Source organism: Brevundimonas sp. DC300-4 (assembly GCF_049897365.1).
GTDB lineage: Bacteria > Pseudomonadota > Alphaproteobacteria > Caulobacterales > Caulobacteraceae > Brevundimonas.
On sequence record NZ_JAFCWC010000005.1, the window covers coordinates 267019 to 277482 of the forward strand.

Annotated in this window: 9 protein-coding genes; 4 read left to right on the forward strand and 5 right to left on the reverse strand. The window is 66.6% G+C overall.

Annotated elements, in window-relative coordinates; all coding sequences use genetic code 11:
• Nucleotides 1-144 precede the first annotated feature (144 nt).
• Nucleotides 145-1857 (forward strand): hypothetical protein, encoded by a 1713-nt coding sequence (locus tag ACP7AZ_RS11100; protein WP_426038714.1) that lies wholly within the window; start codon nucleotides 145-147, stop codon nucleotides 1855-1857.
• A 163-nt stretch (nucleotides 1858-2020) separates the two neighbouring features.
• On the opposite strand, the gene ACP7AZ_RS11105 is transcribed toward ACP7AZ_RS11100, so the two are convergent.
• A complete protein-coding gene (locus ACP7AZ_RS11105) occupies nucleotides 2021-2347 on the reverse strand; it encodes a zf-TFIIB domain-containing protein (protein ID WP_426038715.1) in 327 nt (108 codons plus the stop codon).
• 99 nt (nucleotides 2348-2446) lie between these two features.
• On the reverse strand, nucleotides 2447-4432 hold the full coding sequence (locus tag ACP7AZ_RS11110) for a CASTOR/POLLUX-related putative ion channel (RefSeq protein ID WP_426038716.1): 1986 nt from the start codon (nucleotides 4430-4432) through the stop codon (nucleotides 2447-2449).
• A gap of 173 nt (nucleotides 4433-4605) precedes the next feature.
• Between ACP7AZ_RS11110 and ACP7AZ_RS11115 the strand changes: the two genes are divergently transcribed.
• From ACP7AZ_RS11115 to polA, 3 genes are all read left to right on the forward strand, one after another.
• The gene (locus ACP7AZ_RS11115; protein ID WP_426038717.1) at nucleotides 4606-5046 is read left to right on the forward strand and encodes a VOC family protein; all 441 of its coding nucleotides are present in this window, start codon (nucleotides 4606-4608) and stop codon (nucleotides 5044-5046) included.
• Between the two features lie 2 nt (nucleotides 5047-5048).
• On the forward strand, nucleotides 5049-5666 hold the full coding sequence (locus ACP7AZ_RS11120) for a DUF6655 family protein (RefSeq protein WP_426038718.1): 618 nt from the start codon (nucleotides 5049-5051) through the stop codon (nucleotides 5664-5666).
• 150 nt (nucleotides 5667-5816) lie between these two features.
• Nucleotides 5817-8732, forward strand: a complete 2916-nt coding sequence (gene polA / locus ACP7AZ_RS11125; protein WP_426038719.1) for a DNA polymerase I — start codon at nucleotides 5817-5819, stop codon at nucleotides 8730-8732.
• A 10-nt stretch (nucleotides 8733-8742) separates the two neighbouring features.
• On the opposite strand, the gene ACP7AZ_RS11130 is transcribed toward polA, so the two are convergent.
• The 3 genes from ACP7AZ_RS11130 to ACP7AZ_RS11140 all read right to left on the reverse strand — a co-directional run.
• A complete protein-coding gene (locus ACP7AZ_RS11130; protein WP_426038720.1) occupies nucleotides 8743-9498 on the reverse strand; it encodes a hypothetical protein in 756 nt (251 codons plus the stop codon).
• Nucleotides 9495-10070, reverse strand: a complete 576-nt coding sequence (locus ACP7AZ_RS11135) for a toll/interleukin-1 receptor domain-containing protein (protein WP_426038726.1) — start codon at nucleotides 10068-10070, stop codon at nucleotides 9495-9497. Before ACP7AZ_RS11135 ends, ACP7AZ_RS11130 begins: the two co-directional genes overlap by 4 nt.
• A partial coding sequence (locus ACP7AZ_RS11140) for an IS3 family transposase (protein WP_426038721.1) occupies nucleotides 9983-10464 on the reverse strand: 482 nt, incomplete at its 5' end. The genes ACP7AZ_RS11135 and ACP7AZ_RS11140, both read right to left, overlap by 88 nt.

Below are 10464 nucleotides of genomic sequence, written 5' to 3' on the forward strand. Positions count from 1 at the left end.
TTGAACGCACGACAAGCGTTACCGTTCGCCCGCGATCACGGTGACTTTACGGCCACAGTCGCCCCAGCGCCAGATTTCGTTCGCGAAACGGGAGCTTAAAGCCTTGGGGCCTAACCTGCGGGCAAGACCGCAGAAAGCGACCCGATGGCCGGACCTGTCCACTACGAGCTTTATATCCGCAAGACGGCGCCCGCGCCGTGGTCGCTGATGCTGGCGACCGAAGAGCGCAAGCACGCCATCGATACGGCCGAGGAAATTCTGAAGGACAAGCACGCCGTGGCGGTGCGGGTCACCAAGGAGACGCTGGATCCGGACACGATGGAGTTCAGCAGCCACACCGTCCTGACCAAGGGCGTGCCGGAAGCGCCGAAGAAGCGCCTCGTCAACGCCGACGAAGAGCGCTCGAACTGCCTGGGCCCGCAGGACCTCTACGCACCGCATGCCCGCGAGCTGATCGGACGGGTGCTGGAGGACTGGCTCGGTCGCAACGGCATCACCGTCTTCGAGCTTCTGCACCGGCCGGATATGGTCGAAAAGCTCGAGGCGTCCGGTGTCGAACTCCAGCACGCGATCCAGAAGGTCGTCATTCCCGAGAGCCAGGCCACGGGTCAGGCCTCGCATGAGCTGATCCGTCACTATCAGAAGCTCGTCGGGCAGGCGATGGAACGGGTGATGTCCGCCGGGCGCAAGGGAACCTTCCCCGACCTGGCCAACCGGTCGCTGGCCGATGTGGCCGAGAAGCTGGCGGGTGCGTCGGATCGCGCCTTTATCATGGGCGGGGTCATCGCCGGTGCGCTGGCCGGCGCCCGCGGGGCACGGCCGCGTCTTGACCGGCTGATGGACCTGGCCGATCGGGCGCCGGGCGAGGGCGCGCCGCGCGCCATGGTGATGGTCGCGATCGAACAGATCCTGTGCGAGCAACTGGGCGCGCGGACCAACCTGTCGGAAATCCTGGGGCCCGCGCTGGATCAGGGCGGCAGCCTGGCCGCGGTGGTGCGGATGGTCGCCCCGCGCGAGATCGCCGCCCTGATCCGCCACGATCCGCGCCTCGCGTTGCTGATGCCGTCTGTCGACGGGCCTGCGGCCCGGCTGGGGGCCCGGATCGAGGCCGGGGAGTACCCGATCCTCGCCGCGTCCCTGGCTCGCATGGTGTTGCGAGAACTGATGGGACAGCGCCGCCTGCGTCCCGCCGATGCGCCCGGCGAGATCGATATCCTGCGCGCGCTCGCCATGTCGCTGACCGCCACGGCCGGGCGGCTGCTGACGCTGGACGAGGTCCAGACCGCCTTCACCGAACGCTCCAAGAGCCTGGTCACCGCCGACTTCGTCCAGGCCTATGTCGTGTCCTGCGAGTCCGTCCTGTGCGAGGCTGAACAGCTGACACGCCTGTGCGAGAACGTCACCGGCAATGCGAACAAACGTTCAGCGGCGCGCTGGCTGGCCGCCTGCGTCACCTCGCTGCGCTTCGAGAGCGAGATGCGCCTCAACGGGCCGACCGCGTCCAGGAAGCTTCAAGTCCTGGCCCAGCTGAATCGATCGGTGATGGCGGCCGCCCTGTCGGAGCACGACACCGAACAGATCATGACCTCGATCGGCCATGTCGGCGGCGTGGTCGAGGCCGAAGCCCGGCTGACCCTCCAGCTCGCCCGGGCGACCGCGCCGGTGCAGCAAAAGCTGTCGGCCCTGCTGCGCCTCGCCGCCGGCGAGACCGCGCCGCTGGGACCGGCCGCAGACCGGGCCAAGGCCGAGGCGATCAAGCTGTTTCGCGCGCCCGACTCCCGGGCCGCCCTGACCGCCGCGCCGGAAAGCCTTGCGCCGCTGAAGTCCCTGATGAAGGCGGCGGGGTTGGCGGCCTGAACAGATCTGTCTCCTCCAGGCGCCGCAGGCGTGGGGAGGAGACAGCGAGCCCTTCGCGAGCTGACGGAAGTGTTCTGAGTGGCGGCAACACCCCCTCCGTCTCCTCCGCTAGGCTATGGATACGCCTCCCCATCGCTGCGCGAGAGGGAGGAGGCCTCCGACGTCAGTCGAAGATGTCGAAGATGCTGTCGCGCTTCTTCTTTTTGTAGCGATTGTCGTCGTCGTCGCGATAGCGCGGCTGTTCGCGATACTGCGGCTGCTGCGGAGCCTGGCCCCAGGGCTGGCTCTGCTGGGGCGGCGGCGCATAGGCCTGGGCTTGCGGCGGGGGCGCGGAGGCCACCGCATTGGCAGCGGCGCTCTCCATCAGCTTCTCGAGCTCGCCGCGATCCAGCCAGACGCCGCGACAGCTGGGACACATGTCGAACTGGACGCCGTTGCGATCCAGCGTCTGCATCTGGGTATTGTCGTTGGGGCACATCAGAAGGGGCAACGGCGGTCTCCTAGGCGACAGGTATCTACTACAGGTGGAGGCTCTGGCCAGACGCGCCAAGCGGGGCGGGGTGTCGCAGCCCCGCCCCGATCGATGCGATCAGTCTTCCGCCAGGACAATGATGCGGTCTTCGGGCAGGTAGTCGAGCGCCTCGGACTTGGGCGGATTGACCACCACCCCGCCCATGTTGCGGTCGTCGCCGGCCTCGCTCTCGCGCTTGCGGCGATAGCCGATGGCGGTCTCGCCGCGCTGACGGGCGGCCTCGGCGATCGTGTAGAAGGTCACCGGCCCGGACAGGTCCACATAGTCGCCGACCGGGCGCATGTAGATTTCCGAGCCGTCCTCATCCAGCAGGTCGTCGAAGATCGAGCTGAGGTATTCGTTCTCGGACGCCTGGGCCAGCATCAGGCTGACCAGCTTGTTGGACACTACGAAATCGTCGGCGCGGGTGACCTCGGCCAGCTCGCGGTTGCGGATGTCGATCATCTCCGAGACCACGCTGATATGGGTGCCCAGCCGCTCGGAAAGTTTCCGCAGATGCAGCAGGGTGATCAGCGTCCGGGTGTCGGCCGACTGGGCCTCCATGGTGTCGGAATAGCCCAGCACCATGATGGAGTCGTAGCTGACCGGGTCCAGCGCCTCGATCGAGGCAGAGTGGCTGGTGTCGATGGTCTTCGAGGTGACCTTCATATTGGTCGACCCGAGCGGCATGGCGGCGATCTCCTCGGCGAAGCCGGGGGTGTCGCCGGCCACCACGAGGGTGGAGCCGGGGCGCACGTATTTCGACAGCTCATAGGCGATCATCGGGCCGCGACGGTTCCAGCCGATGATCAGGGTGCGTTCAGCCTTGCGACGCACCACCTTGGGCTTGCGGATCGCCGAGGCGTCGATGGCGTCCTCGGGCAGCGGGGTGAGTTTGATGGCCGCGTCGTCCTCGGCGATGATGATCGCGCGCGAGCCGGCGACGATGATCTCGTCCATCGGCGGGTTCATCCGCACCCGGCCGTCGGGATAGCGGATGCCGATCAGGGCGGAGTCTTCATAACCCATGACGGCGTCGCCATAGGTGACGCCGGTCAGCTCCTCGAGCTCGGTCGTGTAGATTTCGCAGCCGTCGAAATCGAGCAGCTCGGAATAGACGGCCGAGAGGCCGGCCTGGCGGCTGGACTGGACCACGATGCGCGAGATCAGGTCGTCGGCGAGCACCAGCTGGACCTCGTCGCCGCCGACGATGCGGGCGACCTCGGCGTTTTTGGCGTCACGCAGTTCGGCGGCGATCTGATAGCGCGCCTCGCGGCGCTTGGGATCGTTGGTCAGGGCCAGGACCGTCTTGATCACCTGGCTGTCGGGATCCTCGGCGCCTTCCGGCGACACCACGATGATCGAACGGCAGGCCTGGGGATTGACGATCGAGAGGTCGAACAGGTCGGTCGGATCGCCCGAGCGGCAGATGATCTGGGTGTTCTTGAGATCGGACACCTTGTCCGTAATCTCGTCCTCCATCTCGACCTTGTCCTTGTTGGCCATGATGACGATGCGCGGGTTCTTCCGGCTCTCGTTGGCGATGACCAGTTCGGAGATGATGTCGAAGATCGACGCCGACCAGTTCAGGATGATGGTGTGATCGGTTTCGAGGACGCGCGAGCGGCCCTTGCGGGCCTCGTCGATCTTGGCGTCCAGGCCCGCCGAGATGATCGAGATCAGGGCCGAGAAGACCAGGATGCCCATCAGGGTCACGAACAGGGTCAGGAAGCGGAATGGCCAGCCGGAGTCGCCGCCCATCGTGCCGGCGTCCATCGTCCGCATCAGCGACTGCCAGGCGGCCTCGAAGAAGTTGAAGCCGCCGTCCGGGCCCATCCGGCTGATCGCCAGGATGGTCGCGGCGATCACGATCACCACCAGGGTCACCAGGCTGAGCCAGCCGACCAGGGCGACCGGTCCGCCGGCCATGGATTTGTCGAAGCCGTACTTCAGCCGTTCGCCGAGACTGACGTCGCCGACCTGCTGTCCCTTGGTGGTGTTCGGTTTGGCGGCGGCGCCCTTGCCGGCGCTGCGCGCCGCGTTGGCGCGAGTGAGCGATCCCATGAAGCGGCTGAATGTCCCTGGCTGTCCGCCCGCCCCCTGGCCGACGGCTGAGTCCTGCGACAATTCGTGCAAGGACGTTGAGCCGCCACGCTTAGAGCGCTTTTCCGGCCTTTGGAAGCTGACGATTCCCGACTAGAAGGCGGGCCTCCTCCCTCTCAGCCTGAGGCGATCTCATGCGCTATCTGCACACCATGGTCCGGGTCGCCGACCTGGACGCCTCCCTGCATTTCTGGACCGCCCAGCTGGGCCTCGAGGAGGTCCGCCGTCTCGAGAACGAGAAGGGGCGGTTCACCCTCGTCTTCCTGGCCGCGCCCAGGGACAAGGATCGCTCCGCCGCCGAGCGATCGCCCGAGGTCGAGCTGACCTGGAACTGGGACCCCGAGGTCTATACGGGTGGCCGGAATTTCGGCCACCTCGCCTACAAGGTCGATGACATCCATGCGACCTGCCAACGGCTCATGGACTCGGGCGTGGTCATCAACCGCCCGCCCCGCGACGGCAACATGGCCTTCGTCCGCTCGCCCGACGGCATCTCGATCGAACTGCTGCAGGAAGGGACGCCGCTGGAGCCCGCCGAGCCGTGGCTGTCCATGCCCAATATCGGGACCTGGTAGGCGTGCGTCTAATCCTGCCGGGCGTCGCGGTCGTTCTGGCCGCCCTCCTGGCCGGATGCGCCTCGACGTCGGAGACCTACCCGGGCCGGACGGCGACGGAACAGCTGCTGATGGCGCGCGCCGCCGATCAGGCCGTCGATGGTTTGCGTCTGCCGATTCCGCCCGGATCGCGGGTCTTCGTGGAGAGCCGCTACATGCAGGGAGAGGGCTCGGCCTATGCGACTTCGGCCATCCGATCCGCATTGTCCGAGGCCGGTTTCGCCCTGGCCGACGACAAGGCCCAGGCCGACGCCGTATTCGAGCTGCGCGCCGGCGCCCTGTCGCTGGAGCAGATGCGCCGGGTCGTCGGACTGCCGCCGCTGGCCCTGCCGATCAACGAGAACCTGAACGTCGTCTCGATTCCCGAGCTCAGCCTCTACAGCCGTCGCGACCGGGTCGGCGTCGCCGAGTTTTCCGGCTTCGTCTATGATGCGCGCACGGGCGCGCCTCTGGGGGCCGTCAGCCCGATGATCGGCGAATACCGCATCCGCAGCCACAAGCTGCTGATGATGGTCAGCTGGGGCCAGCAGTCGGCACGGCCCGGCGAGCGCGACCCCGGCGACAGCTGGCTCGAGTTCTAGGCTTCGGCCATGCCGGACCAGACGCCGTTAACGAAGGCGAAGCCGGCGAACTCGATCGCCACCACGCCCTGGTCGTCCGACGCTGAAGCTTCTCCGATCTGACGATCGCCAAGGCGTGACGCGCCGCGACGCGACGCCTATGTTCGCGCCATGTCCGATGCCAATCTTGCGCCAGAAACCGACCGCCCGTTGACGCAGGACGGCCCGCCGGTCCGGCTGTGGCTGATCGACGCCTCGGCCTACATCTTTCGCGCCTACCACGCCCTGCCGCCCCTGACGCGCAAGTCCGACGGCCTTCCGGTGGGCGCGGTGCAGGGCTACTGCAACATGCTGTGGAAGCTGCTCAAGGACATGAAGGGCGCCGATGGGCCGACCCATCTCGCGGCCATCTTCGATCACTCCGAGAAGACCTTCCGCAACACCCTCTACGACCAGTACAAGGCCAACCGTTCGGCCCCGCCCGAGGACCTGATCCCGCAGTTCCCGCTGGTGCGAGAGGCGACGGCGGCGTTCGGGGTCCACTGCGTCGAACTGCCGGGCTACGAGGCGGACGACCTGATCGCCACCTATGCCTGCAAGGTGCGCGACGCCGGCGGCGAGTGCGTCATCGTCTCGTCCGACAAGGACCTGATGCAGCTGATCGGGCCCTCGGTCGTCATGTGGGACCCGATGAAGGATCGCCGCCTGGCCGAGGAGGCGGTGATGGAGAAGTTCGGGGTCACGCCGGACAAGATGATCGACCTGCAGGCCCTGATCGGCGACAGCGTCGACAACGTCCCGGGCGCCCCGGGCATCGGCCCCAAGACCGCCGCCCAGCTGCTGGACGAATACGGCGACCTCGACACGCTTCTGGAGCGGGCCGGGGAGATCAAACAGCCCAAGCGGCGCGAGACCCTGATCAACTTCAGGGACCAGATCCTGCTCAGCCGCCAGCTGGTTACCCTGACCTGCGACGCCCCTGCGCCCGAGGCGATCGACGACTTCAAGGTCCGCGATCCCGATCCCGCGACGCTGGCCGGCTTCCTGGAGACGATGGAGTTCCGGGGACTGCTGCGCCGGGTCGGCGACGGCAGGCTTGAGGGACACGACGGGTCGGCCTTCGCGCCCGCCCGGCCCGCGCCCCTGACCGCCCCGGTCATCTCGCCCCGCTATGCGCCCCAGGCCATTCCGGAGGGGGTCGAGAAACACGCGGTGGACCATGAGGCCTACCGTTGCATCCAGACGCTGGAGGAACTCGACGCCTTCATCGCCCGGGCGACAGAGGTGGGGGTCGTGGGCTTCGACACCGAGACCGACGCCCTGTCGGCGACCCACGCAGGCCTGTGCGGGATCAGCCTGGCGATCGGGCCGAACGACGCCTGCTATGTGCCCCTGACCCATGAACACGAGCCGCAGGCGGGCGGGGGCGGGCTGGATTTCGGGGACGCGATCGAGACGAGGCCGCCGCTGGATCAGCTGGACAAGGCCGCTGTTCTGGCCCGGATGAAGATCATTCTGGAGGACCGATCCGTCCTCAAGGTCGTGCAGAACGGGAAATACGACCTGGCGGTCATGGCCCGGCGGGGGATCCGGGTCGCGCCGATCGATGACACCATGCTGATCAGCTACGTCCTCGAGGGCGGGCTGCACGGGCACGGGATGGATGAGCTCTCAAGGCTGCATCTGGGGCATGACCCGATCCCGTTCAAACAGGTCGCTGGGACCGGCAAGGCCCAGAAGTCGTTCAAGCACGTCGAGCTCAAGCCGGCGACCTGCTACGCCGCCGAGGACGCCGACGTGACCCTGCGGCTGTGGCGTCTGCTCAAGCCCCGGCTGGCGGCGGAGGGGCTGGCGACCGTCTATGAGAGCCTGGAGCGCGGCATGCCGCCGGTGCTGGCCGACATGGAGCTGGAGGGCATCCGCGTCGACCCCGCCCGCCTGCGCCGCCTGTCGTCCGAGTTCGGCCTGCGCATGGCCGAGCTGGAGACCCAGGCCCACGAGATCGCCGGCCGCCCCTTCGCGATCAGCAGCCCCAAACAGATCGGCGAGCTGCTGTTCGGCGAGCTCAACCTGAGCGGCGGCAAGAAGACCGCCTCGGGCCAGTGGGAGACCGGCGCCGCGACCCTGGAGACCCTGGCCGAGACCCACCCCCTGCCGCGCGCCATCCTCGACTGGCGCCAGCTGTCCAAGCTCAAGGGCACCTATACCGACGCCCTGGTCGCGGCCATGGACGAGGCCACCGACCGGGTCCACACCTCCTACCAGCTGGCCGCCACCACCACCGGCCGCCTCGCCTCCAGCGATCCCAACCTGCAGAACATCCCGATCCGCACCGAGACGGGCCGCCAGATCCGCCAGGCCTTCATCGCCCGCGCCGGCCATGTCCTGATCAGCGCCGACTACAGCCAGATCGAGCTGCGGCTGCTGGCCCACATCGGCGACATCCCCGAGCTGAAACGCGCCTTCAAGGCCGGGATCGACATCCACACGGCCACGGCCTCCGAGATGTTCGGCGTCCCCGTCGACCAGATGGACCCCGAGACCCGCCGCCGCGCCAAGGCGATCAATTTCGGCATCGTCTACGGCATCTCGGCCTTCGGCCTGGCCGCCCAGCTGAACATCGACCAGGGCGAGGCCGGCGCCTATATCAAGACCTATTTCGAACGCTTCCCCGGCATCCGCACCTATATGGACGCGACGAAGGCCGAGGTCCGCCAGGCGGGCTTCGTCTCCACCGTCTTCGGCCGCCGCATCCACATCCCGGCCATCCATTCCAAGTCGGGCGCCGAACGCCAGTTCGGCGAGCGCGCCGCCATCAACGCCCCGATCCAGGGCGCCGCCGCCGACATCATCCGCCGCGCCATGATCCGCATGCCCGCGGCCCTGGTGGCGGCCGGGCTGTCGGAGGTGAAGATGCTGCTCCAGGTCCACGACGAACTGGTCTTCGAATGCCCGGACGCCCTGGCCGAGCGCGCCATCGCCGTGATCAAACGCACCATGGAGGGGGCGGCGGAACCGGCCGTGGCCCTGACGGTGCCGCTGGTGGTGGATGCGAGAGCGGCGGGGAATTGGGACGAGGCCCACTAGGGGGTAGCGCCTAACCGCGATCCAGCGGCTTCCCCATGAAACCCTCCAAGAATACCGCGGCAGTCTCGTCCCCCGATGAGCGCAGTCGACGTGTTATCTCTTGTAGGCGGTCACGACCGCCCGGTAGCTCAAGCAGCGCGTGAACGAGTGTACCTATTATGGACAAGAGCCCGTCCCCTTGGGGTGGATCCACAAAGCGATCATCCCGGGCTGCGGTTCGGGCGAATGCCTCAATCTCTTGGTCGATCCGCGACTGGGGGGCCGACAAGCCGGTAATCGACGGCAGGCGTTTGAGGACTGGTTTGTCGACCTCCCTCAGGGTGATCTGCTCTGCGTCGAGCCGGGATAGCCGAACTTGGATGCGTTCGTTCGGGCCTTCATAATCGATCTCTATCTCGGCGTGAGACTCACGGGAGGCTTTGATCAGCGCGCGAACAGTCTTCATCCCGCGGCCTTTCGAGTCTACCGACCGACCTTTTTTGGTCGCCTCGATCGCACCGCGTATCAACTTCGTAAACTCGACGAGCGTCACGATCGTCGCTGCGCTGTCGAAGGCGAACTGGGCCGCGTCCCACAGATGGATCAGGAGTGATCCCGCCCGCATCTCGCGGACGGCCAAAGTTCTGCCGCCACTCGACATCCGATAATCGTCCCCCATCGCGCGGAGAAGGTCGGCGACGACATCCACACCAAGAGGCTCGCTGTTCCGGATGGCGACGACCAAATCTCCGGTCGTGCTTAGGGACAGGGAATTCGTGTCAGTCATTTCTTGGCTCCTTGGGTGCTCGTCCCGGCACTCGCTGTCCGGATGTTCTGCGCCGCTTCGCGCACCGACTTGGCCGCATCTGTCAGTGCTTCGTCGGCATTGGTCCAAGATGTGACAGCACGCCCCTCTCGCGGGGCGGCCTGAAGTTTACCGAATTGCAGATCCTGCCAGAGACAGGGACGCAATATGATCGGCAGCACCCGCGCCGTGCCATCATCGTGCCGCCGAAGCGCCGAGGCGAGCTCGTTCTCATAGCAGTAGTCCGAAGCGATGAAGTCAGAGGAGACCAGCAGCAAGACAAGCTGTGATGCCTCCAACTGCTTGGAAATCGCGGGCTCCCATGCGGAGCCCGGCTGGATTTCGCTGTCATGCCAGTGGTCGATCAGTCCAAGGCGCTGAAGCGGAGCAAGATGATTGAGCAACTCTGTTTTGAGCTTGGCATCGGCATGACTGTACTGATCTTCCCCCGCAAAAGTGGACGGGGTTAAGCCGCTCTGCGTTCGGCCTCGGCTGGGCTGATATAGCCCAGTGACGAGTGCAGGCGACGGGGATTGTAGAAGCCCTCGATGTATCCGAACAGGTCTCGCCGGGCCTGGTCGCGGGTGGCGTAGACTCGGTGATGGACACGCTCGGTTTTGAGGGTGTGAAAGAAGCTTTCCATCGGGGCATTGTCCCAGCAGTCGCCCTTGCGGCTCATGGACGGCGTGATGCCTGATCGGGCGAGGGCTGAGCGATAGGCCTCGGCGGCATACTGGATGCCCCGGTCGGAGTGATGGATCAGGCCGGGCGCGGGTCGCTGGCGTTCGACGGCCATGTTGAGGGCGTCCAAAGCGATCTCGGTGTGCAGGGTCTGGCGCATGGACCAGCCGACGATCTTGCGGGTGTGCATGTCGAGGATGGCGGCGAGGTAGAGCCAGCCTTCGCCGGTCGGGATGTAGGTCAGATCGGCGAGCCAGATCTGATTGG

What these genes read in the sequence shown, in the direction of transcription:
- ACP7AZ_RS11100 (WP_426038714.1), top strand. Translation starts at nt 145, where the DNA reads ATGGCCGGACCTGTCCACTACGAGCTTTATATCCGCAAGACGGCGCCC.
- ACP7AZ_RS11110 (WP_426038716.1), bottom strand. Translation starts at nt 4,432, where the DNA reads ATGGGATCGCTCACTCGCGCCAACGCGGCGCGCAGCGCCGGCAAGGGC.
- ACP7AZ_RS11115 (WP_426038717.1), top strand. Translation starts at nt 4,606, where the DNA reads ATGCGCTATCTGCACACCATGGTCCGGGTCGCCGACCTGGACGCCTCC.
- polA (WP_426038719.1), top strand. Translation starts at nt 5,817, where the DNA reads ATGTCCGATGCCAATCTTGCGCCAGAAACCGACCGCCCGTTGACGCAG.
- ACP7AZ_RS11130 (WP_426038720.1), bottom strand. Translation starts at nt 9,498, where the DNA reads ATGACTGACACGAATTCCCTGTCCCTAAGCACGACCGGAGATTTGGTC.